Source organism: Chitinophaga sp. CF118 (genome assembly GCF_900112615.1).
Classification (GTDB): Bacteria; Bacteroidota; Bacteroidia; order Chitinophagales; family Chitinophagaceae; genus Chitinophaga.
In genome coordinates this window covers 1,875,376-1,899,721 of record NZ_FOMK01000001.1, presented here as the reverse complement: position 1 = coordinate 1,899,721, position 24,346 = coordinate 1,875,376, and the positions used below count along the sequence as shown (strand labels likewise).

Genomic DNA, 24,346 nt, shown 5'->3' with positions numbered 1-24,346 from the left:
AATAGCTGATTTAGGGGGGAATTGGCATCAAATTTTCTACTATATGGTGTTGGCATTCTTCCAGCACTAAATTCTTAAACGGATGAAAACGATAATTGTACCTACAGATTTCTCAGCAACAGCTTATAATGCGGCCCGTTATGCACTAGGACTGGCAGGACAACTGGATACTACCCGCATCGTGTTATATCATGCTTATGAACTGATAGTACCGATTCCCGATTTGCCCACATCTCTTCCCGTTGTGGATCCTAAAGAACTGAAAACCGCCAGTCTGGAGGGATTGCACCAAATGAAGCAGGACCTGAATGCCCTGGTACCTCCGGGCGCCGTGCTGGAGATCCGTGCTGAAAACAACCTGCTGGCAGCCAATATTAATGATATTGCGAGAGAAGAACAGGCTGATATGATTGTGATGGGTATCACAGGAGGTGGGCAACTGGAAGAAATCCTGATTGGCTCAAACACCATAGATGTAATAAAACATACCACCTTCCCGGTGCTCATCGTTCCCGGAAAAGGTACTTTTAAACCAGTTAATAAGATCCTGTTTGCCTGTGATTTCAAAAAGATAGGCACAGCAACTCCCATAGGGCCACTTAAAAAACTGCTGGATATCTTTCACGCAGAACTGCATGTGCTGAATATTGACAGGGAAGGCAAAGGACTTGGTGCAGATATACCGCTTGAAAGCCTGCTACTCGATACCTTGCTGGAAGGCTATCAGCCAATATATCATTTTATTGACCATGATAACATTGTGGAGGGTATCATGGAATTTGCCGATAAGATCCAGGCCGACCTGATCCTGACTATTCCCCGTAAACATGGCTTGTTTGAAGGGTTGTTCAGACGGAGCAGGACAGCTAAGCTGGCATTTCATACCCATATTCCCATGTTAGCGATTCATGAATGATAATGTGTTAAACTTTGTTAAACCTTTCCCGTTTCAAATGATTCTAATCTTTTAATGATTGGTAGTATAAATATTGTTACTAATTTGCATGTAAACCACAACATTGAGTGTATGTATAAGAAATTATCACTTCTCTTATTATCAGGAATTGCCTTTCTGCCCGTAACCCAGGCGCAGATATTGAAACAGTTAGGAAAGGCTGTAAGCAGCGCAACGGGTGGTACCACTGCCAGTGGCGTAACACAGACGGATGCCGGCAATGCAATTAAAGAAGCACTCGCAAAAGGAGTGGCAGCCGGTATTGCTACATTAAATAAGAAAGACGGATTTTTCGGGAACGAATTATATAAAATGTTACTTCCGCCAGATGCGGTGAAAGCAGGTAATACACTTCGTGGCATTGGACTGGGCAGCCAGGTGGACAAAGCGATCCTGTCTATTAACCGTGCTGCAGAAAAGGGAGTGGGTTATGCAGCTCCTATCTTTGTAGATGCCATCAAAGAAATGAGTATTACTGATGCACTGAAACTTATTCAGGGTGATAAGAATGCTGCTACCGAATACTTCAAGGGCAAAACAACGGATAAACTAAAAGCCGCGTTCTCTCCTGTTATCAAGGGATCACTGGACAGTACAAGTGCTACCCGTTATTATGGAGATATCGTTACTTCTTATAACAAACTGCCTACCACTTTTAATAAAATCAATCCTGATTTACAGGATTACGTAACCGGCATGGCTGTTAATGCACTATTCGACCAGATTTCCAAGGAAGAAGCTAATATCCGTGCTAATCCTGCTGCCAGAACAACCGATCTGCTGAAGAAGGTATTTGGTAAATAAGATATTGAGGGATTATAGCTCTATCAGAAGCTATATTATATAATTTGACTCCGTTAAGAGCTCCTGTTAAAATTATTATGAACAGGAGATTCCTAACGGAGTCATTTTTTGGGTAGACAAACGGGTTACTATAAACGGAGCCCGTGTTCTGCAAAAAATAAAATTTACAGTGTTCCTGCCAGCAATACCTGCCATGCTTCCTGCACTTGTTCTTTTTCCAGAAGCTTCTGTGCATACCTGTGTAATTCTTTTTCCATCTCTTCAGGTGTTATGCTGTAATACTGGAAGATATTCCGGAGGTGTGCATCTTCAAATGCAGGATCAATAACCGGTTGCTGCTGTACGTTGGCTAGTTGCCCCAGGTTATTACCTGTAAGGATAGAACTGTTCCGGATAGTTACCGGTAGCGCATCTACGCCGATACCTAATGCCGTATTAGGTTTTGCCACCTCGAATATGGCATCGCCTGATGCACGGCAATAGTAATCGCCTCCCATGCGGGCTACAAGGTCTATCTTATGTGGGTCAATGCCTCCTTTGCTGTTCAGTATCTCCTCATTAATATGGATCAGTACAGGTTCACAGATCACCAGGTTACCAGCGCCGCCCTCCTGCCCGGTTTCTATGATCTGCCTTACAATACACTCCATTTGTACAGGACTCTCCTTTACACGAAAAGGCTTGATCTTTTCTGAAGGTAGTGGAGTGAAGCCTGCCTTCTCAAATTCATTCATACCTTTTGGATACTCGCAGCTAGATAAAGAAGTCTGCTGTACCATAGCATAACTGACTACATTGATTACAACTTCCTTTGTGGCGTAGATATTTTCCAGTGTATGTTTTATTGTATTATCACGTACACGGCGTGCCGGAGAAAATATAAGTGTAGGCGGATTACTGCCAAAAATATTGAAGAAGCTGAACGGAGAAAGATTAGGTTGCCCATCCTGATCTATTGTACTGGCAAAACAGATAGGCCGTGGTGCAATAGCGCTCTGTAACCAGGAGTGCAGCTCTGCTGTTTTTACCTGTCCGGGAATAACCTGCATTTATTTCTTCAGTTTGAGAATTGAAAAATCAGATTCTTCCTGTATGATGGTATTGGATAATGTACCCAGTCCGTCGATCTCCATTTCCACTACATCGCCAGGTTGCAGCCACTGTTCTGTATAATTAGGATCATTGAGTTTACCCGTGCCGTTCAGTTCAAGGAAACATCCGGTACCTACAGTACCGCTGCCAATTACATCTCCCGGGAGAATGTTAGCACCATATGCACAGCGTTCAATGATCTCTGCAAAGGTCCAGTCCATATCGCCCATATTCCCTTCACTTACCTGGATGCCATTTACGCGGCAGGTCATTTTCAGGTTATAGTTTTTACCGGTATGACCTGGTTTTGCTGGTATAAGCAGGTGTTCCAGTTCATCCGGAGTAACTAGCATGGGACCTATTACGGTACTGAAATCTTTTCCTTTTGCAGGGCCGAGATTCAGCTTCATTTCTTCCATTTGGAGTGTACGGGCGCTCATATCGTTCATGATCATAAAGCCTCCGATATAGTCATCAGCTTCAGCTGCCGGGATATTACGTCCTGGTTTGCAGATGACAACAGCCGCTTCCAGTTCAAAATCCAGTTTATCAAAATGATCAGGCATGCAGTAAACTTCACCGGGACCCTGGATGGCATTATGATTGGTAAAATAAAAGATGGGATACTGATCGAATTCAGGAATCATTTCTATCCGGCGATTACGGCGGGCAGATGCAACATGTTGGCGGAATGCATAACCATCACGGCAAGACGACGGAAAGGGTACTGGTGCAATTACATGTACCCGATCGTATGAAATACCTGTAGCAGTGCCCACATGATTTCCTGCTTTTAATTGTGCATCTGCTTCCATCGCGATGTCGATAACATCATCCCACATTAATAAAAACATTTGCATGTTACCGGGCAGATTAGGATGCAGATCCTGTGTATTATACAAAGTGTTGCCGATGAGTATTGCCAGCTGATCACTCTCTTCCCGGAGGTAAGTAACTAATTTCATAAAGTCAATGTTCTGGTTGTATGAGTTGTAAATATAGGTAAAATGATATTTTAATCTGCAGCCGTGTAACTTTCTGTTAACGTTATTGTTAAGAGTGCGATTCGGCCTCATTTGGGGTAGAAACCGGCATAATATTGGTGGAATATATTCGTTGACGATTTAATGAAGAAGTGAAGGGCTATTCAATCTATTTGACTAAAATAAAAACTGGAAGTCATGAAGTTTGATAAGATTAAGAATAAAGGACAGGCGCGATTATTTGAAAGCAGTTATCTGGAGATGCTCACCAAAACCCACCCCATTGTAATATGGGGAATGTACCTGCCAGTTATTGGCTATATGCTTTACTACAGCCGCATAACCCTGGGATTTGGGATTTTTACTATCGCAACTGTTTTTCTGGGAGCAATGGTTTGCTGGACTCTTTTTGAATATGTAATACATCGTTACCTATTCCACTTTACCACTGAAAACCCAAGATTACAAAGAATAGTATATGTAATTCATGGAAATCATCATGAATATCCGCGTGATAAGCAACGGTTGTTTATGCCGCCTGTACCCAGTCTGATCCTGGCATCGCTGATATTTGGGGCACAATATCTTTTATTGAATAACATCACGTTTATGTTTTTCCCGGGGTTCCTGCTCGGGTATCTTATTTATGGAAGTATGCATTACGCTATTCATGCCTGGAACCCACCAATGAAGATGATGAAGTCCTTGTGGCGTAACCACCATCTTCATCATTATAAAGGGGACGATAAAGGCTATGGTGTGAGTTCTTCTTTCTGGGACTGGGTATTCAAAACAAGTTTTGACCTGGAAAAGGAAAAAGAAGATAAAGCTAAAGTAAGAGAATTAATGTTTGACAAATAGGATCAATAGCCCGTTTACCATTTCTCTTCATCATCATCGTCTATAGGTTTTTTGGATTCTTTACGGGATATAATCTTTTGCTGTTGCCGTTCTATCAGCAAGGCGGCTATTTTGCGGTATGCACTTGGGGAGATGTCCGCTTCAAGTACTGCACGTACTTTACTCTCTGCCACATCTATCTTATATAGCAATAGTACAAAAAGCTGGAAGTTGTTACTAATCAGCTCTTCCAGCCTTTGTGCCAGCATTTCTTCCAGCTGGTCGTAAGTAATACCCGGCTGAATGCTGAGTGCCGCATCAGCTGAGATCTGAAGTGCGGTTTCCTGAAAAATTACAGAATCCATACATTTTATTATAACAAAAAAGCTCCTTAAGGAGCTTTTTTGTTGACTTATTATTTCATTCGTTTAATCTTATAAGAAGCGTTGGTCACAATCTTGACCGGCACTTTAATATCTTTCTTAATTCGCTTTGCTTTATTGGCCAGATAAGTATATGTACCATTCATTTCCGTATTCTGATTGGCGATGCTGGGCAGGCCGGAAGTGCGGTCGATGAGGTAGTTGGTCATGATATCCCCGTTAATTTCTGCGGTAGCTTCTATACCATCTTCGATGGTGAAGGGGGCTACTTTGTTAGTGTTTATCTTACCGGTACCGTTTATTTTGGCGGTTTTGGCATCCCATGTCTGCAGGTTCCAGTAAAGATCAATGCTACCAACCAGTCCCGTGCGGATAGGTACGTTTTCTTCCCAGCGCATACCTGTTTTGATACTGCGTGCCGGGTAAATAACGAGTACTTGTTCCAGCCACGAGCGGAAGGCGTTGGTACCAAACTGGTCTTTCATTAGTTTTTTGTAGGCTTCCTGTTCGTCCTTTTTGAGGCTGGTGAAGGTAGCGGATGCTTTATCCAGTAACTCATCCAGGCCGGAAATCTTGTTAATAAAGCCTGTTGCCTGCAGATCTACAGTAAAAGGATGATCCAGAATGCTTTTGAGGGCTGCCTGGAAAGGTTCCTTATCGTTAGGTGTATTTGCATCTACCAGGATATTCTGGTTCCTGGTATTGAAGTTGAATTTCAACTCTTTATAGCGAAGGGTTAGTACAGCACGACCACTGCTGGTTTCTGTTACTTCAATGGCAATGGTGTTGTTAAAATCGCGTGTTACGCGATTCGTTACATCGTCTACAGTGGTATATGTTTCACTGCGACTTTCCTGTTTCAGTTCGAATTGCTGTCCATTCTGAAAGTTGTAGCTGAGATCTATAAAGTCTCTCTGTTCCGGTTGCTCCTGGGCTATTGCTGACATTGTCAGTGAGGACCCTATTGCCATTGACACAAAAAATCGCTTCATCATTACACTATAAATTTATTATACATATTTTTCAATTACTCCCAACCCGAACAAGGCAAAGTCATATTTGGCAGGATCCACGGGATCAAGCTGGCGCAGCTTATCTGTAAGATCCAGTGCCGTACGCCAGTCGGACTTTGCTTCCGGTATCAATCCCAGTCTGGTACCGACTCTTGAAACATGTACATCCACCGGACATACCAGCTGAGATGGTAAAATGTGCTTCCATAGTCCAAAATCCACGCCATTTTCATCATTTCTTACCATCCATCGTAAATACATATTGAGCCGTTTGCAGGCTGAGTTCTTTTCCGGAGTGGAGATATGCTTGCGTGTTCTTTCCGGATGTTCCAGGGAAAAGAATGTTTTATGAAATCCTATCAGTGCTTTTTCCACTGTTTTATCCTGTGCTGTAATATGTCCGCTGAAGGCAAATTCCAGTGAGATGATATTGGAATAATAATGCTGCAGGAATTCAATAAAGTATAGCAAGTCTACTCCATTAAAGGTACGATGACAGAATTGCATGAGTTTGATCCTGTCTTTCGGTTTATGATTCCTGATGTAATCATAAGGAGCATTATCCATATACTGCATCAGTTCCCTGCACTTATTAATAATGGTAGTGCGATTACCCCAAGCCAGCACCGCTGCAAATATCCCTGCAATTTCAATATCCTGCAATTCATTAAACATATGAGGAATACAAACAGGATCTCCTTCAATGAAGTCGGGATTGTTATAGTATTCCACTTTGGAGTCTAAAAAGGCCTTGAGTTGCTGGAATTTCATGGTGATGTTTCGGTTCTTGATCAGGACATAAAATTATATGTCAATGGTACATAGCAGATTGAAAGTAAACAAAGATGCTTAATAAATAACAAAATCTCTGCGGCTATGTCGCGGCCGTGGCTTACCCTATTGCCTTTTGCAGATCAGCTATCAGGTCTTCAACATCTTCTATCCCCACACTCAGGCGGATCAGAGAATCCACCAAACCATTGCTGATGCGCTCTTCGCGGGGAATAGAAGCATGCGTCATGCTGGCTGGATGACCAATGAGCGATTCCACACCACCGAGAGATTCGGCCAGAGAAAAAAGATGAGTACTGCTTAGTACTTTAAAGGCTGCTTCCTGACTATCGTCTTTCAGAGTGAAGGAGATCATGCCGCCAAAGCCGCGCATCTGCTGTTTGGCAATATGATGATTAGGATGATCTTCAAATCCGCACCAGTATACTTTGGCCACTTTTGGATGCTGACGCAGGAAATGAGCGACTGCTGCTCCGTTTTCACAATGCCTCTGCATGCGAACATGGAGTGTTTTCAATCCGCGGAGTACCAGGAAACAGTCCTGTGGACCGGGTACAGCACCACAACTGTTCTGGATAAAGTAAAGTTGTTTAGCGAGTTTTTCCTCATTCACGACAATAGCACCATGTACTACATCACTATGGCCTCCCAGGTATTTTGTAGCAGAGTGTACCACAATGTCTGCTCCCAGATCCAGTGGATTCTGGAGATAGGGAGATGCAAAGGTGTTATCTACGGCTAAGAGGATATTATGCTGTTTGGCAATTTTTGCACAACCGGCTATATCAATAATGTTAAGCAGGGGATTGGTGGGTGTTTCTATCCATATCAGCTTCGTGTTAGCATTTACATATGACCGTACATTCTCCACATCCTGCATGTTAATGAAATGGAATTTGATACCGTAACGTTCAAATATTTTTGTGAAGATACGGTAAGTACCACCATAGAGATCATTGGAGGCAATGACTTCATCTCCCGGATTCAGTAATTTCATCACACCATCTGTAGCTGCCAGTCCGCTTCCAAAGGAGATGCCGAATTTACCGTTCTCTATAGCAGCAAGGGCATTCTGTAATGCATCGCGGGTAGGGTTCTGGGTACGGGCGTATTCATAGCCTTGATGCTGGCCTGGAGCACTTTGTACGTAGGTGGATGTTTGGAAAATGGGGGTCATGATGGCCCCGGTAGATGGGTCGGGTGCTACGCCTGCGTGTATTAGTTTAGTTCCCAGCTTCATGCCTGTAAGTGTTTAGTAATGAATGATTTTTTTAAAGTAGAATCCGTCAAAGGTACTAATTCCGGGAATCCGGGCAGTAGCATATTATATAGAAGAAGAAAAGATATATAATGGGACGAATAATGGAAATTAAATATAAGTATTTTTACGCAAGCCGTTTGATCGTAGATCTACGTAGAAACACATATGTTTTTGTCATAAATGGCTGCTAAATGTTACTACACCCAACAATTTGCCTCACTCACGAACTATTTTTACTACTTGAGCCAATACCGTAGTATTCCCGCAGTTATTCCTGTTACTTTTGAAAAGGTTTTTCATAGGATATGGTTAAAATTCGTGGGCGGTATTCTTACCACCTTTACTAAACCAATGTGCTGATGCAGATGTTCACTTCATTTCGCATCAGCACATTTTTTTATCCTTATTTTTTCTTTTCTGCGATTACTGCTTTCTCCGACCATTTTACAGGTACTGTAATACTTACAATATCCCATGCAATAATGAGATTTGCACCATAAGGTGCCTTTTCAAATACCATTGTAAAAGGATCAACCGGTGTATCCAGTGTGGTTACGGGCAGATCAGTCCTCACTACATCTTTACTCTTATCATATTTAAATGCCCCCCAGATATCTGTATCACGGTTAATAATCAGTGTCCATGTTTTTTCATTCGGGATAGAATACATAGTATATCGTCCTTTGGGAATATTTTTGCCACCGATTGTTACTGCACGGTAGAATTCAATTTCTGTTGCTTCATTGGCTCCCAGGCGATAAAGTTCTCCATATGGTTCCAGATCTCCGAAGATCTTTCTTCCTTTCTTCTGCGGACGGCTGTATATAACACGGGCAACTAGCTGGCCGGGATCTCCTTTCACCCTTACTACATAAGGATACATTACAGGATAATATGCCATGTCCATAGGGCTGGAATCCAGTGGTGGTAATTTCTTGTCTTGTGCATTTACTACAATGCTACCAGTAATAAACAGTACTGTAAATAATATTTTCTTCATAGTTCTCTAGTTGGTTAGAATAGTGGAACAAACCTACAACTTAAAGTGTTTATGTACTAATGAATGTGTCTTTCACATAGGTTATTATTTCAGGAAAGAACGCACGGTAATGTGCAGCCAGTTCATCATAATTATTTTCCAATACAGCAAAGGGGGCATCGGCTGTTACTTCGAGATATTTAGCACGACGCACAATGCCGTTGAAGCTTTTATAGATACCTTCTTTCTGCCTGTAATTGTACAGCCAGTTTTGCGCATTCATATAATGAAACATCTGCTGGAATAAAGGAGGCAAACTATTATGATGATTTTGTAATACCTGATATACCTGTTGAGAGAAGTCAGCGAGCGAAGAATCTGTAAAGATTGTTTTGTCTGTTGCCAGGAAGTGATCATATACAATATCTATAAATACCGCACTATACCTTCCACATGAAGGTTGAAAATATTCTCTGGCAGCAAGTGTAGCGGGATGCTGATCTGTAAATGTATCTATAGCCCTGTGCATCCGGATGCCGTGTTGGATACTTTCTTCATATTGTTGCCATTGATTGCCTTTTACAAAGTCGGCAATCATATTACCAACAATAAGTGCAGGATGATGAAAAGAGAGATATGCATGGGCCAGGTAATTCATGTAATGTGATTAATGTTAAATGAAGGTAAAGTAATTCAGCACGCTTCGATATTCACTTTAACAATTACTTAACGTAGAAATCTGAAACAATTCTAACTCTCATGCAACTTATTTTTAGCAGTGTAGTCTTTGATGATGTAAGGTTAGTTTAAAAGAGCCTAACCACAACTTAATCATGAAAGCACATTTGCAATATTATAAACACTTAAAAGTTTCCGCCATGAAACCTGGTATTTCAATCAGAGAAAAATTAAGCAGCAAGATGAAAAAAGCACTGTTATTTTTTACTGCTGCACTGTTAAGCACACAATTATTATTTGCAGGAACTAAAGAACTGGAAGCATCCAGTAAATTAAAAACTGCATTGATCAAAGAGTTTGCCGGAGCCTCTGCTGTAAAGTGGTACAGCGATGACAACAAAACTTTTATGGCCAGATTTACGCTGCGCGAACATAGCGTAACAGCTTACTTCGACGGTGAAGGTAACCTGTTGGCTACACGCCGTTATATCCAGGAAGATCAATTACCAATGACTGTTGCAAACAAACTGGCTAAACGTTATCCGAACGAACAGATTCGCTGGGTAGTAGAATTCCAGGCAGATGGTAACACTATTTATTATGTTACTCTGGAGGATGCTGCTAACTGGAAAGTAATCCGCGCAACCAGCACAGGTACACTGAGCGTACACCAGACCATGAAAAAAGCGTAACCTGGCTTCTGTTTTTTTTCTGTAGTATAGTCCATATTACCACCGGTATTATGGGCTATCTTTTTTTTATAACATCCCCAAACCCTTCATTCATCATAAACAGATGATAGCAGGTTTCTCAGATGATCTTTTATATAACTTCCTGTAAGAGAAGGTTCATAAATTGTAGACTGATCAAATTCCTTACCTTTGCCGCTCTGTTTTGGATTTTAAACTTTTAACGGACATGAACAAAGGGCCTATTTCTCAGTTTATCCAGCACCACTACCGCCACTTTAATGCTGCTGCATTGGTGGATGCTGCCAAAGGATATGAAACACATTTGCTGGAAGGTGGAAAGATGCTGGTATCTCTGGCTGGTGCGATGAGTACTGCCGAGTTGGGTATCTCCTTCGCAGAAATGATCCGCCAGGGAAAGGTGGACATTATTTCCTGTACAGGTGCTAACCTGGAAGAGGATATTATGAACCTGGTGGCACATACACATTATAAAAGGGTGCCCCATTACCGTGATCTGAGCCCCCAGGAAGAATGGGATCTGCTGCAGGACGGCTTTAACAGGGTGACAGATACCTGTATCCCGGAAGAAGAAGCATTCCGTCGGATCCAGCAGCATATCCATAAAATATGGAAAGATGCAGAAGATAAAGGCGAACGTTACTTCCCTCATGAATATATGTATAAGCTGCTGCTGAGTGGTGTAATGAAGGAACATTATGAAATTGATCCTAAGAACAGCTGGATGATAGCAGCTGCTGAACGGAATATTCCTATTATAGTGCCAGGATGGGAGGATAGTACCATGGGGAATATCTTTGCATCATACTGTATCAAAGGGGAGTTGAAACCTTCTACAATGAAGAGCGGTATCGAATATATGATATGGCTGGCTGACTGGTATCGTAACAATTCTGCGGGTAAAGGAGTAGGCTTCTTCCAGATTGGTGGTGGTATTGCAGGAGATTTCCCTATCTGTGTTGTACCGATGATGTACCAGGATCTGGAATGGCATGATGTGCCTTTCTGGAGCTACTTCTGCCAGATCTCTGATTCTACCACTTCTTACGGTTCTTATTCCGGAGCAGTGCCTAATGAGAAGATCACCTGGGGTAAACTGGATATCACTACACCCAAATTCATCGTTGAGTCTGATGCTACTATCGTAGCGCCATTAATATTTGCTTACCTGTTAGGCTGGTAAGCCGCACAGAAAGTGGAAAGAAAAAGGAGAAAGGGCAGATAATCAGCCTTTTCTCCTTTTTTCGTTTCTCTGAAAAGCGTATATTGTACCCTTATAATTTCCAAATATGAAGAACATTATTCCACTATTAACAGTGGCAGCTGCTGTAAGTATAAGCGCCTGCCAGTCTGGTACCAAAACCAAAAATAATTCCGTAGATAGTATGAGTACCAATCAAGACAGCCTTTCAATTGAGGCACAGATCCCGGCGGCTCCCTTTGATAGTACCATAGATGGTAAACCTGTTAAATTATACTACCTGAAAAGTAAAGGTGGTGTACAAGCAGCAATTACTAACTATGGTGCCAAAATAGTGGGTCTGCTCGCGCCTGATAAACAGGGACAACTAGCCGACGTAGAGTTGGGCTATGATAACATTGCAAAATATGTAACTACCAAAGACAGGTACTATGGTGGCATTGTAGGCCGCTATGGTAACCGTATTGCCAAAGGTAAGTTCAAACTGGATGGTAAAGAATATTCACTGGCTGTGAATAATGGTGTGAACCATTTGCATGGCGGTAAAAAAGGATTCAATGATGTGGTTTGGGATGCAGAGCAACCCAATGATCACACCCTGAAACTCCATTACCTTTCAGTAGATGGTGAAGAAGGATATCCGGGCAACCTGCATGTGACACTCACTTACGAACTGACAGACAGCAACGAACTTAAAATCAATTATGAGGCAACTACTGATAAAGCAACAATAGTAAACCTTACCAACCATTCTTTCTTCAACCTGCATGGTGCCGGTAACGGAGATATCAATGATCATATTCTGACCCTGAATGCAGACAGGTTCACACCAGTAGACAGTACACTGATCCCTACGGGTAAACTGGAAGCCGTAAAGGGTACTCCAATGGACTTTACAACACCTACTGTTATCGGAGAAAGAGTAAACGCTGAATTTCAGCAACTGCAATTCGGTCATGGTTATGACCATAACTATGTGCTGAACAAAAAGGGTAATGAGTTGTCCCTCGCAGCTACTGTTCTGGAGCCTGTAAGCGGCCGTTACCTGGAAGTATGGACTACCGAACCGGGTGTTCAGTTCTATGGTGGTAATTTCCTGAATGGCACTGATACTGGTAAAGGGGGTAAAACGTATGTGCATCGTGGCGCTTTGTGCCTGGAAACACAACATTTTCCAAATTCTCCGAACGAAGCTTCTTTCCCTACTGTAGTAGTGAAACCAGGAGAAACATACAAACATACCTGCGTGTATAAATTTGGTGTGAAATAATTCACTTATTTCAGACTATAAATATTTTCGGGCCGGCTCTGTAAGAGCCGGCCTTTTTTTCTGAAAATCTATTCCGTTGCAGACCAGTTAATTTGTGAAATAGTTTACACAGAATATTTTGGCAGGATGTAATGGATTTTCTCTTCATCTGTGTCACAAAGAGTATAGTTATTCAGGACTTGTACAAATTGCCAGTGTCTTTGGGGAGAGTTCGGGATGACTTCTAGGTTTGATCATACATTGAACATACGTTGGACATACGTTGGACACCCTTAGATCGCATGTAAAGTGTTCAAAGAATGTCCAACGTATGTCAAATGTATTTTCAAGATATAGACTCACTACGAAAGCATTGATTCTTCCATTTTGTATAGTAAAAAGGAGAGGAATTAAAAGATTATCAGAAGAAGAGATCCGAAGCAATGCCGTCTGCAAAAAGCCGTCCTTCCCGGGTTAATGTCAGGATATCCGCTTCCCGCCGGATCCATCCCTTTTGGATAAAGGGAGTCGCATTAGATAATAATTGCAGGCATTTGTCTGCTCCAAAAAGTTCCTGCACGATTGAAAGGTGGCAACCTGCGGAAGTGCGTAAGGAAGTCATAATATATTCGTTCAACTGCATGGCAGGCGTTAGTTCTTCCAGTTCGAAGGGTACGGTGCCCTCTTCAAGACTTTTTATGTAAAGTGCATTGTTTGCAATATTCCATTGACGGGAATGCCTGTTAAAAGAGTGGGCAGATGGCCCAAGTCCCAGGTAGTGTTGTCCCTGCCAGTAGCTGCTGTTATGCCGGGAATGCCAGCCGGGTTTGGCAAAGTTGGATATTTCGTAATGTTCATAGCCGGCAGTGGCCGTCCATTTCATAAGCTGTTCAAAATGCCTGGCGGCTTTGTCATTATCTACTGCGGCCATTTTCTTTTTCCGGATGAACTGATCCAGGGCCGTACCGGGTTCTACGGTAAGGGCATAACATGAAAGATGTGTTACCTGGAGGTCAATGGCCTGTTGTACATTTTGCTCCCAACCTTCGTCAGAGAGGGTGGGCCCTCCGTAAATAAGATCTATAGAGAGGTTATGAAAACCTGATTGTTGGGCATTCTGAATGCATGCCAGTGCCTGTTGGCTGTTATGTGCCCGGTGCATCCACTGAAGGTCTGCTTCATGAAAGGACTGGATCCCAATGCTCAGCCTGTTGATGCCTGTTGCCGCCAGTTCTTTCAGCTTTGCAGGAGTGAGATCATCCGGGTTGGCCTCCAGTGTGATTTCCGCATTGTTTTCTATATGAAAGAGGGTATGTAACTGATCCATGAGCAGATGTAATTCATCTGCTGTCAGCAGGCTGGGGGTGCCTCCTCCAAAATAGATACTACTGATGGGTTGTCCCGCCAGGTAGTCCTTTTGCAGGGTCATTTCCTTCAACAATTGCTGCACCAGAGAGGATTGTTGCCCCCTTGAGGTAGAAAAGTGAAAGTTACAATAGTAACATGCCTGCTTACAAAAGGGAATATGTAAATAAATACCTGCCATTGTTGTTAAGTAGTCTATAGTTCAGAGACTGTGGACTATTTTTATATCTTTGCAAACATCGAAATTACAGCATTAAAAAATATTACTGGTGCGAAGGTGGTTATTGTTCCTGTTCATTTTACCCTGTTTACGTTTGGCGGCACAAACGGATAGTGGTGCACAGCCGCTGCCAGTAAAGCAAACGGTGCCTGTCTCAGTACAAAGTGCGCAAAGAGATACTGCTGCGCATCCCCTTCCGGTAAAGAAGAAAGCGCCGGTAGTTGCCACTCCTGCAGTTCCGAAGGATAGCCTGTCGCGCCCGCCTGTTACAACTGCTCTTCCTAAAAGTGTAGCCGGGCCTGCCCAGGCAGATACTATGGCAGCAACTCCTGTTGTGTCTGTACCAAAGGAAACAGATTATGACGTTTTCTTAAAGGAATTGGGTAAGAAGAATGCTTATTTAAAGGAGAATAAGCCAAGTCGTTTAGATATGAACCCTTTGCGGCATTACAGGGATCTGGACTGGCTGGTGTATACGATGGGAGGAATTGTACTGTTGTTAGGGATTATACGTCTCAGTTATCTGAAATATTTTTCAGATCTGTTCCGGGCATTTCTGAATCCTACTTTGAGTCAGCGGCAGCTGAAAGATCAGTTATCACAATCGCCGTTTCCTAATTTCCTGCTGAATGCCTTTTTTGTGATCAGTCTGGCTTTGTATATCTATCTTCTGATGTTCCGGCAGCAATATATTACCAATACCAGCAATGCATGGATGGTGATACCGGGGTTAATTCTGCTGGTAGCAATCGTTTATAGTGTTAAATATGTAATGCTGAGGTTTTGTGGCTGGTTATTTGGCAGTATTGAACTGGCGGATTCATATATTTTTATTCTATACCTGATTAATAAGGTTTTAGGTATACTGCTGGTGCCTTTTCTGGTGATACTGGCGTTCTGCCAGCCGAATGTAGCCCGTGCTTTCCTGTATATTTCGGTATTTTTTATTGTTGTATTGGTAGGATACAGGTATGTCAGGTCTTATTCAGTGGTAAAACAATACTTATCTTTCAGCAGATTACATTTTTTTCTTTACCTTTGCGCATTCGAAGTAGCGCCGGTTTTAATAATAACTAAGGTGTTGCTGATCTGGTTAACTGGTAGTCCTGGAAGTCACTAACAAACTGCCTATTGTTAACACAAGAGCAAAAAAAGTATGATTAAAGGCGGGCCAAAAAAAGATTTGCAGACAAAACAGATTCAGTCAATTCTAATTTCCCAACCTAAACCTGAAACAGAAAAATCACCTTACTTTGAACTAGCAAAAAAATTCAATGTTAAATTGGATTTTCATCCGTTTATAAGGGTTGAGGGACTGTCCGCAAAAGACTTCAGGAAACAGAAGATTGACATACCGAATTTTACGGCGGTTATTTTTACCAGCCGTAATTCTGTTGACCATTTTTTCAGGATCTGTGAAGAAATGAAGATCAAGGTGTCTCAGGATTGCAAGTATTTTTGCATTACTGAAGCAATTGCATTGTATCTCCAGAAATTTATACTTTACCGCAAGCGTAAGGTGTTCTACGGGGCTGATGGTTCTACCAAAAGCCTGCTGGAGGTAATGAACAAGCATCGTGATAACGAAAAATTCCTGTTCCCCAGTTCTGACAGCCAGAAAAAGGATATAGAGGAGTGGTTGAAAACATATAAATGTGAGTATGCTACCGCTACCCTTTACAAGACTGTTTCAAACGATGTAAAGGCTGTTATGGCTGATAATGAGTATGATATGATCGTATTCTTTAGTCCATACGGGGTAAAATCACTTTTTGAAAATATACCTGAGTTTGAACAGAACGGTACACGGATAGGCGCATTTGGTCCCACCACTTCCGCCGCCGTAGAAGAAGCAGGATTACGTCTTGATTTAAAAGCTCCCGTTCCCCAGGCAACGTCTATGCCTGCTGCACTAGAGCAGTATCTGGCTATGATTAATAAGAAATAATAACTGGCTTATTTGGCGCTGATCATCAAAAAATAATCCGGAAGAATATAAAATAACTCATTTAAGGGGGACAGCATTAGCTGTCCCTTCTTATATTTGATAAACAAAGCGTTACAACGACCTAACAACCATAACTGTGAACAGACTAGCGAATGAAACCAGTCCTTACCTTATGCAGCATGCGCATAACCCGGTAGATTGGTATCCATGGGGGGACGAAGCACTTCAGAGAGCCGTATCGGAAGATAAGCCTATACTGGTGAGCATTGGTTATGCCGCCTGCCACTGGTGTCATGTAATGGAGCGGGAGAGTTTCGAAGATTCAGAAACTGCCCGTATCATGAACGAAAATTTCATCAATATTAAGATAGACAGGGAAGAGCGTCCGGACCTTGACCATATATACATGGATGCTGTACAGGCAATGACGGGTTCCGGTGGCTGGCCACTGAATGTGTTCCTGACGCCGGGAAAACATGCATTTTACGGAGGTACCTATTTCCCCCCCGTAAAAGCTTATAACCGTCCGTCATGGAAGGATGTATTGCTGGCATTGTCCCAGGCATTCAAAGAGCGCAGGGAAGATATTGAAACACAGGCAGATAATATGACTGAGCATCTTGCCCAGTCTTCCCGGTTTGGATCCAATGCCGCCCCTTTTCTGCAAATACCGCATCACGAATTATTTACCAGGGAGCAATGTGATACTGTATATCAGAACATTATGCAGCAGGCCGATAAGACCTGGGGTGGATTTGGTAACGCCCCCAAGTTCCCCGGCACCTTTATTATACAATATCTGTTACGGTATCATCACAGTTTTAAAGTGCCTGGCGCATTAGAGCAGGCTCTGCTTTCTCTGGATAAAATGTTGCAGGGCGGGATCTATGATCAGTTAGGAGGCGGGTTTGCACGTTACAGCACTGATGCTCATTGGCTGGCCCCACATTTTGAGAAGATGCTGTATGACAATGCGTTACTGACGGATGTGTTATGTGAAGCTTACCAACTTACCGGCGATGCCACTTATGCACAAACCATCCAGGAAACACTGGGTTTTGTACAAAGGGAGCTCACAGACGCCGGAGGTGCTTTTTATGCAGCATTGGATGCAGATTCTGAAGGAGTGGAAGGAAAGTTCTATACATGGAGCAAGGAAGAAGTAGATAATATATTAGGAGCAGACTCCGCCGTTTTCTGTCAATTTTATGATGTAACCGATGAGGGAAACTGGGAAGAGCAGAATATTTTGTGGATCACCCAACCGCTTCCGGCTTTTGCAATAACTAATGGGCTGGATGAGAATGTGTTACGTAGTAAGCTTGCTTCTTGCCGGGAAAAGCTGATGGCTGTGAGGGATTTGCGGATCCGTCCGGGACTGGATGACAAGATTCTGCTGGGGTGGAATGCCCTGATGATCCATTCGTGTTGCAGGGCATATGCCGCCCTTGGAGTGGAAGCATACCGGGAAATGGCAGTGAAGGCAGCTAATTTCTGCCTCGAAAATCTGCAACAGGTTGATAAACAGGGATTATATCATACATTTAAAGCCGGAAAAGCTAAATATCCGGCGTTTCTTGACGATTATGCCTATTTAATACGTGCCTTAATAGTATTACAGGAAGTGACCGGTGAGTTCCGCTGGATGGAAAAAGCAGAAGAAATGACCTCATTTGTGCTGCAAAACTTCTCGGATGAAACAAATTTATTTTTTTATTATACTGAAGCGGGGCAAGGGGACGTTATTGTACGGAAAAAGGAAGTGTATGATGGTGCCACCCCTAGTGGTAATGTTGTTATGGCTTCAAACCTCTGGTACCTTTCTATCGTTTATGACAGAGGTGAATGGGGGGAGCGGGCGATGAGAATGATCTTTGAACAGTCACAAACGGTGGTAAGATATCCTACTTCGTTTGGTATATGGGCCGGCTTGATGTTACAAGGGGTAAAGGGTGTGAAAGAGATCGCGGTGGTAGGAGCAGATTACCGGTCAAAAATGGAGGGTGTAAACAGGCATTATGTCCCCTTCAAAGTGTTGCTGGGAGCGGAAAAGGATAAGCAGGGAATCCCCTTGCTTGAGCAGCGGGAGCAACCTGGAGGAACCTGGATATATGTTTGTGAAGATTACCATTGTATTAAGCCGGTAAGTGATATAGAGGAAATTTTTAATTTAATATAATTATTATGTATCTTGCATGACCATATCTGACTGGCAGAACATAAAAAAATGATTCTAATAAGATATAATAAAATGTTAAAAAGCACGTTTAATTTAATTGTTACGGTTCTCCATTCGGAGATGAAAAAGTTGGATGAAAACTAACTACGGATTAAAATTAATCGTTACATTTGTTATCTTAGGTAAAAACAGAGCAGGTGAATTGAGGGAGCGTGCTGACTTGAATTATTAACACCTGAACTATAGGGAATGATATTTTAAGTAAACCAACGAGTAAAATAACCGGTAATTTCTGAAGTTATAATTAGTTAAAGCTTTAGAGCGCTTGTGTGAATGGCTGGTTGGTTATCCGTCAGACCGGGCAGTCCGGAAAGACCTTCGGCCATTTTTAGAAACAAAGCGACACCCATAGCGTTATTCTGGCCAATAAAGCTATGTCGCCTACGAAATAAATGATTTTCAATGAAAGCTACCCTTATGAAGCTTAATTTATCAAGTGGTCTGTTAGCAGTATTGCTGGTTAGCCTGCTCGCCAGCTGCGGTGGTAGTAAAACCCCCAAAAATGCACAAGGACAACTCATTGGAGTTAGTCCCAGACCGAAGTATTTCCCGCCTGTACCTTATGGAATGGTTTATGTGCCCTCGGGTACTTTTCACATGGGGCCTAGCGATGAGGATTTGAACTATGCGTACACTGCACGTAACAAATCTGTTTCTATTTCTGGTTTCTATATGGATGCTACAGAAATAACGAACAATGAGTACCGTCAGTTTGTTCAATGGGTTACAGATTCTATTGCTCACATTTTACTGGGCGATGTTAAGAGTGATGGTGGGCAGGATGTGATTGACTGGAAGAAGAAGATTAATTACAAGGATAAATCCACCATAGAGAAACTGGAAGGTATGACCTATGCACCGGAAGACCGTTTATACGGCCGGAAGGAATTTGATGTGCATAAACTGGTTTATCATTCAGAAACTTTCAACTGGGAACAAGCTAAGAAGCGTGAGAACGCTAGTAAGAAACGTTCTACGTTCATTGTAAAGAAGGATGTAGCTATCTATCCGGACACACTGTGTTGGATCAGAGACTTCTCCTACGCTTATAATGAGCCAATGACGAGAATGTACTTCTGGCATCCGGCATTTGACAATTACCCTGTAGTAGGTGTAACCTGGCATCAGGCAAATGCTTTTGCTGAGTGGCGCAGTAAGTTCTGGGAAGACTACCGTATGTCTAAGAACCTGTTCACAGAAGATAAATTCCAATTGCCTTCTGAAGCACAATGGGAATACGCAGCACGTGGTGGCAGAGAACAAACTCCTTATCCATGGGGTGGTTATTACATAAGAAATAAGAAAGGCTGTTTGCTGGCTAACTTTAAACCTGGCCGTGGTAACTATCCTGAAGATGGTGGTTTCTACACAGTAAGGGCTGATGCTTACTGGCCTAATGATTATGGTTTGTACAACATGTCTGGTAACGTTGCTGAGTGGACACAGGATATCTTTTATGAAAATGCATATTCTTTTACCTCTGATATGAATCCATATCTGCGTATGGATATACCAGATGATGCGGCTCCAAAAATGAAACGTAAATCAGTAAGAGGTGGTTCCTGGAAAGATATAGGATATTTCCTTCAGACAGGTACCCGGTCTTACGAATACCAGGATAGTGCTAAGTCATATATCGGTTTCAGATGTACGATTGCCTTCCTGAGCAGATCTAAGAATGATTTCGGTCACAGATAAGTATACGAAGAAGAAAGTAACAGCCATTACGGATTAAGATGAGTAAGAAAACAGCCAGAAGGATCGAAGTGCCAGGGATAGTTTCCCGGAATGCCTTTGGGACGGGCATGTGGATATCTAACAAATAATAAAATTGTTAAGATGAGAGACCGTATGATGTACATTGAGCTTAAACTGCAATTCATCGTTGAGCAAGAACTATTCCATAACAATTTAACCTTTAACACTTTAACTAGTAAATTTTGACCTATGGCTATGAATCCTACTACATCGAAATGGCTGAATTTCTTTGTTTGTATTGCGGCGTCTGTAGTAATTATCGGAGCGCTATTTAAACTTCAACACTGGCCAGGCGCGGATATCGCCCTGATCGTGGGTTTAAGTACTGAAGCTCTTATCTTCTTTGTTTATGCATTTGTACCGGATAGCGGTGGAGAGCACGGTGAAGGACAGGTAACTGTTGTTTCCGGTGGTAGTCCTGCTTTAGCTGGCCTTGACAAAATGCTGGAACAAGCTGACATTACTCCTGTAAGCCTGCAACGTCTAAGCGAGAACTTTCAGAAATTAGGTACTACAGTAGACAAAATGAGAGATATCAGTGATGTTGTTGCTGCAACCGGCGACTACACACAGAAAACAAGAGAAGCTGCCAGCGCTATCGGTAACGTAGCTCATGCTTACACTACTGCTGCTGCTGCTGTATCTTCTTTTAGCAGTGCTTCTGAATCAACAAGAAACTTTCATGAGCAGATGCAGGGTATGACCAAAAATCTGGCTTCCCTGAATGCTATTTATGAATTAGAGTTGCAAGACACTAACAATCATCTGAAAGCAATGAACAATTTCTACGGAAATCTGTTGACTGTTTCTCAGGCGATGACTAGCAGTGTCGATGATGCGCGCAAAACACAGGATCAAATTTCTAAACTGGCACAAAACCTGACAAGCCTGAACACCGTTTACGGAAACATGCTCAGTGCTATGCACAGCGCCAGATAAGGTAACGCTGATAGTTTTTGATGTAAAAACAGACAATCATTCAAATCTGAGAACAAACTATGGCACTACCTAAGGATCCCAGACAGAAGATGATCAATATCATGTACCTGGTCTTGACGGCCATGCTGGCATTGAACGTCTCTGCTGAAATATTGAACGCATTTAATATTGTAAATAACTCAATCATAACTTCGAACGGTTCAATTACCGATAAGAATAATATTACTTACGCGCAGTTCGAAAAACAAATGGCGGCAGATGCGGCGAAAGCTGCGCCTTTTAAAGAGAAGGCTGATCAGGTAAAGAAGCTCTCTGCTGAAATGTATGTTTATCTCGACACGCTGAAAGAAACAATTATCAGAGAAAGTGGTGGACGTAACGAGTTTGGTGATGTAAAAAGTAAGGATAACCTGGATGCTCCTACCCGTGTAATGGAGAACCGCAAACAGGGTCCTGAACTGGAAAAACGTTTAACAGAACTTCGCGCTAAGTTGCTGACTTACGTTGATCCTAAAGCAAAAGCAACCTTTGAAAAAACATTACCTCTGCATGTAGTAATTGGTAAATCGAATGGTGATGAGCACGGTCCTAAAAACAAGACCTGGACTCAATATCACTTTAACATGGTACCAACCATTGCAGCGGTAACCATTCTGAGTAAATTCCAGAATGACATCAAGAACTCTGAGTCACTGATTATTGATGATCTGTTAGCTCAGATCAGTGTAAATGACTTTAAGTTTGACAAGATCAGACCATTCGTTTCTTTGAATTCAAAGAATCTGATGGAAGGTCAGACTTTAACAGCCAGCATAGCAGTGGGTGCTTACAGCAGCACTGTTAATCCTGAGATCGTGGTAAACGGTTCTTCCGTTACAGCTACTGAAGGATTAGGTACTTACACAATGCCTGTTTCAGGTATCGGTGAAAAGACCATCTCTGGTACTGTTACACTGAAAAAGCCAAACGGTGAAGCAGAAAGTTATCCTTTCAGCGAAACTTATAGTGTAGGAGCTTCAACAACTTCTATCTCTGCTGATAAGATGAACGTACTGTACATCGGTTTACAGAATCCCATCTCCGTATCTGCGGGTGGTGTTCCTGCTGAAAAAGTTTCTGCCGGTATTTCTGCTGGTAAAATGACTAAAACAGGAGCCGGTCAATATTCAGTAGTTGTATCCAGCCCAGGTAAAGCAACTATCAGTGTTAGTGCAGATCTGGATGGTAAAGTAAAAACACTTGGCGCTAAAGAATTTCGTATCAAGTACATTCCTGACCCTATCCTGAAAGTGGGTATGAGCAGAGGTCCTTCAATGAAAGCTGCGGAATTTAAAGTACAGGGTGGTTTACGTGCAGACCTGGAAGACTTCCTTTTTGATGGTGTAAGATATGAGGTAGTTAGCTACCGTATCGGTATCGACGCTAAAGGAAAGGATTATGTTGAAGGTGAAGCCAACTCCGCTTATTTCCCTAACAGTGTAATGGGTGCTATCCGTTCACTGAGACCAGGAGATCAGGTGTACTTTGATAACGTACGTGTGAAAGGTCCGGATGGAAGGGTTAGAGATATGAGTAATATCAATTTCAAGATTAACTAATATTATTTTTTATGCGAGCAGTCATCCTCAACAGAATTGGTTGGTGTTCCCTGATGCTGGTAGTATTACTGGCAACTCAGACCCATGCGCAACGTCGTACAACACGCCGGAATACTGCGAAAGCTCCAGATGCACCTGCAACTCAGGATGCTTCGCTGGTAAATCCTGCCACAGGTAACAGCGTTACACCGCCTCCCCCACCTCCAGCACAATCACAGCGCCCGGATGGTGTAGGTATCCCTGTAGATACGCCTCGCAAATCGTTGCGTACCGATGGAATATCTGAAAAGAACTTCATCAAGGACCGTATTCCCATTGCCTACGATCACATTCGCTCAGACGATGAGTTCTGGGAGAAAAAGATCTGGCAGGTAATAGATATCCGTGAAAAGATGAACCTTCCTTTTCAGTATAATATTGAGGATGAATCTGGTGTAAACCAGCTGTTCATAAATATCCTGATCAATTCAGTGAAGAATAAAGAAGTAGAAGCATTCAGTCCTATCGACGACCGCTTTACTACTCCTCTTGCCTACTCTGAAATCCAGACGAAATTAAGCGGTGAAGAAAAAACCGTGCGTAGTATCGACCCTGTAACAGGAGAAGAGAAAATGGTAACTACCCGTGATGAATTTGATCCCCGCACTGTTGTACAGTACAAGATCAAGGAAATCTGGGTGTTCGATAAAGAAGCATCTGCTCTGAAAGTACGTATCCTGGGTATTGCTCCTATGGTATCACGTATGAACGAAGATGGTTCTTTCCGTGCCGCTATTCCTTTGTTCTGGGTATATTATCCTGATATGCGTCCTATCCTGGCTAAATACGATGTATACAACCAGAATAATGATGCCGCTACTATGAGCTGGGAAGATCTTTTCGAAATGCGCTTTTTCTCCAGTTTCGTTATCAAGGAGAATAACACATATAACCGTGAGATCAAGGATTATATTAAAGATGGTACCATGCGTCTGCTGGAAGGCCAGTCGATCAAAGACAAAGTCTTTAATAAAGAACAGGATATGTGGCAGTACTAATCTGACCGTATAAAATAAAAGTATAAATAAAGACGCCTTGCAGATCATCTGCAAGGCGTCTTTATTTATACCGGAGAGAGTTGTTTTTATTTATATTAATCAGTAAATACACTGTATCTGCCTGTTTGGTTTATTAATTTGGCTTTAGGATAAGATTAGAGATTGAATCCCTGATGATGCTTCACCTAAGCATCACGGCAGATAAGGGGTATTTACTGACCAATACAAATCACGCTTTATCGGTAGCGCCCGGTGTTGAACTGGTAATGCTTCCTCTTATCTCCGGATGTGTAAAGGGAGAT

22 protein-coding genes are annotated in these 24,346 nt (G+C 42.4%); 13 read left to right on the top strand and 9 right to left on the bottom strand.

Annotation, left to right across the window (positions count from 1 at the left end):
- Positions 1–82 precede the first annotated feature (82 nt).
- Together BM176_RS07445 and BM176_RS07440 are read left to right on the top strand one after the other, a co-directional pair.
- Positions 83–916, top strand: a complete 834-nt coding sequence (locus tag BM176_RS07445) for a universal stress protein (protein ID WP_090101144.1) — start codon at positions 83–85, stop codon at positions 914–916.
- Between the two features lie 111 nt (positions 917–1,027).
- On the top strand, positions 1,028–1,759 hold the full coding sequence (locus BM176_RS07440) for a DUF4197 domain-containing protein (protein ID WP_090101142.1): 732 nt from the start codon (positions 1,028–1,030) through the stop codon (positions 1,757–1,759).
- Between the two features lie 164 nt (positions 1,760–1,923).
- Here the strand turns inward: BM176_RS07440 and BM176_RS07435 are convergent, their stop codons facing one another.
- Entirely contained in the window at positions 1,924–2,808 is an 885-nt protein-coding gene (locus BM176_RS07435) for a flavin reductase family protein (RefSeq protein WP_090101140.1), read from the bottom strand.
- Positions 2,809–3,816 (bottom strand): fumarylacetoacetate hydrolase family protein, encoded by a 1,008-nt coding sequence (locus tag BM176_RS07430; RefSeq protein ID WP_090101138.1) that lies wholly within the window; start codon positions 3,814–3,816, stop codon positions 2,809–2,811.
- Positions 3,817–4,032: 216 nt separating this feature from the next.
- On the opposite strand from BM176_RS07430, the gene BM176_RS07425 reads away from it, so the two are divergent.
- Positions 4,033–4,695 (top strand): sterol desaturase family protein, encoded by a 663-nt coding sequence (locus tag BM176_RS07425; RefSeq protein ID WP_090101136.1) that lies wholly within the window; start codon positions 4,033–4,035, stop codon positions 4,693–4,695.
- A 14-nt stretch (positions 4,696–4,709) separates the two neighbouring features.
- Here BM176_RS07425 and BM176_RS07420 read toward each other — a convergent pair whose 3' ends face one another.
- The 6 genes from BM176_RS07420 to BM176_RS07395 all read right to left on the bottom strand — a co-directional run bounded on the left by BM176_RS07420 (position 4,710) and on the right by BM176_RS07395 (position 9,760).
- Positions 4,710–5,039: a hypothetical protein gene (locus tag BM176_RS07420; protein WP_090101134.1), complete on the bottom strand. Its 330-nt coding sequence runs from the start codon at positions 5,037–5,039 to the stop codon at positions 4,710–4,712.
- Positions 5,040–5,089: 50 nt separating this feature from the next.
- The gene (locus BM176_RS07415) at positions 5,090–6,052 is read right to left on the bottom strand and encodes a DUF6263 family protein (protein ID WP_143097745.1); all 963 of its coding nucleotides are present in this window, start codon (positions 6,050–6,052) and stop codon (positions 5,090–5,092) included.
- 15 nt (positions 6,053–6,067) lie between these two features.
- Positions 6,068–6,841, bottom strand: coding sequence for a TIGR02757 family protein (locus BM176_RS07410; RefSeq protein ID WP_090101130.1), 774 nt, complete (start codon positions 6,839–6,841; stop codon positions 6,068–6,070).
- A gap of 121 nt (positions 6,842–6,962) precedes the next feature.
- A complete protein-coding gene (locus BM176_RS07405; protein WP_090101128.1) occupies positions 6,963–8,102 on the bottom strand; it encodes a cystathionine gamma-synthase in 1,140 nt (379 codons plus the stop codon).
- Positions 8,103–8,526: 424 nt separating this feature from the next.
- On the bottom strand, positions 8,527–9,123 hold the full coding sequence (locus BM176_RS07400) for a DUF2911 domain-containing protein (RefSeq protein ID WP_090101126.1): 597 nt from the start codon (positions 9,121–9,123) through the stop codon (positions 8,527–8,529).
- 49 nt (positions 9,124–9,172) lie between these two features.
- On the bottom strand, positions 9,173–9,760 hold the full coding sequence (locus BM176_RS07395; protein WP_090101124.1) for an acyl carrier protein phosphodiesterase: 588 nt from the start codon (positions 9,758–9,760) through the stop codon (positions 9,173–9,175).
- A gap of 175 nt (positions 9,761–9,935) precedes the next feature.
- Here BM176_RS07395 and BM176_RS07390 point away from each other — a divergent pair, with 175 nt between their 5' ends.
- From BM176_RS07390 to BM176_RS07380, 3 genes are all read left to right on the top strand, one after another.
- Complete coding sequence (locus tag BM176_RS07390) at positions 9,936–10,472, top strand: hypothetical protein (protein WP_143097744.1); 537 nt, start codon at positions 9,936–9,938, stop codon at positions 10,470–10,472.
- A gap of 226 nt (positions 10,473–10,698) precedes the next feature.
- Positions 10,699–11,673 carry a deoxyhypusine synthase family protein gene (locus BM176_RS07385; RefSeq protein WP_090101120.1) on the top strand — a complete coding sequence of 325 codons (975 nt, stop codon included), beginning with the start codon at positions 10,699–10,701 and terminating at the stop codon, positions 11,671–11,673.
- Positions 11,674–11,779: 106 nt separating this feature from the next.
- On the top strand, positions 11,780–12,961 hold the full coding sequence (locus tag BM176_RS07380; RefSeq protein ID WP_090101118.1) for an aldose epimerase family protein: 1,182 nt from the start codon (positions 11,780–11,782) through the stop codon (positions 12,959–12,961).
- Between the two features lie 400 nt (positions 12,962–13,361).
- Here BM176_RS07380 and hemW read toward each other — a convergent pair whose 3' ends face one another.
- Complete coding sequence (gene hemW / locus BM176_RS07375) at positions 13,362–14,486, bottom strand: radical SAM family heme chaperone HemW (RefSeq protein ID WP_090101116.1); 1,125 nt, start codon at positions 14,484–14,486, stop codon at positions 13,362–13,364.
- Positions 14,487–14,574: 88 nt separating this feature from the next.
- On the opposite strand from hemW, the gene BM176_RS07370 reads away from it, so the two are divergent.
- The 7 genes from BM176_RS07370 (at position 14,575) to gldN (ending at position 24,044) form a co-directional block, all read left to right on the top strand.
- The gene (locus BM176_RS07370) at positions 14,575–15,645 is read left to right on the top strand and encodes a DUF4271 domain-containing protein (RefSeq protein WP_143097743.1); all 1,071 of its coding nucleotides are present in this window, start codon (positions 14,575–14,577) and stop codon (positions 15,643–15,645) included.
- A gap of 162 nt (positions 15,646–15,807) precedes the next feature.
- Positions 15,808–16,473 carry a uroporphyrinogen-III synthase gene (locus tag BM176_RS07365; RefSeq protein WP_255373461.1) on the top strand — a complete coding sequence of 222 codons (666 nt, stop codon included), beginning with the start codon at positions 15,808–15,810 and terminating at the stop codon, positions 16,471–16,473.
- A gap of 136 nt (positions 16,474–16,609) precedes the next feature.
- Positions 16,610–18,652, top strand: coding sequence for a thioredoxin domain-containing protein (locus BM176_RS07360; protein WP_090101110.1), 2,043 nt, complete (start codon positions 16,610–16,612; stop codon positions 18,650–18,652).
- A 477-nt stretch (positions 18,653–19,129) separates the two neighbouring features.
- The gene (locus BM176_RS07355) at positions 19,130–20,410 is read left to right on the top strand and encodes a T9SS ring complex lipoprotein PorK/GldK (protein ID WP_090101739.1); all 1,281 of its coding nucleotides are present in this window, start codon (positions 19,130–19,132) and stop codon (positions 20,408–20,410) included.
- A gap of 249 nt (positions 20,411–20,659) precedes the next feature.
- Positions 20,660–21,409, top strand: coding sequence for a type IX secretion system motor protein PorL/GldL (gene gldL / locus BM176_RS07350; protein WP_090101109.1), 750 nt, complete (start codon positions 20,660–20,662; stop codon positions 21,407–21,409).
- A 59-nt stretch (positions 21,410–21,468) separates the two neighbouring features.
- Positions 21,469–23,007, top strand: coding sequence for a type IX secretion system motor protein PorM/GldM (gldM, locus tag BM176_RS07345; RefSeq protein ID WP_090101107.1), 1,539 nt, complete (start codon positions 21,469–21,471; stop codon positions 23,005–23,007).
- A gap of 11 nt (positions 23,008–23,018) precedes the next feature.
- Positions 23,019–24,044: a type IX secretion system ring subunit PorN/GldN gene (gene gldN, locus BM176_RS07340; RefSeq protein WP_090101105.1), complete on the top strand. Its 1,026-nt coding sequence runs from the start codon at positions 23,019–23,021 to the stop codon at positions 24,042–24,044.
- The last annotated feature ends 302 nt before the right edge of the window (positions 24,045–24,346 follow it).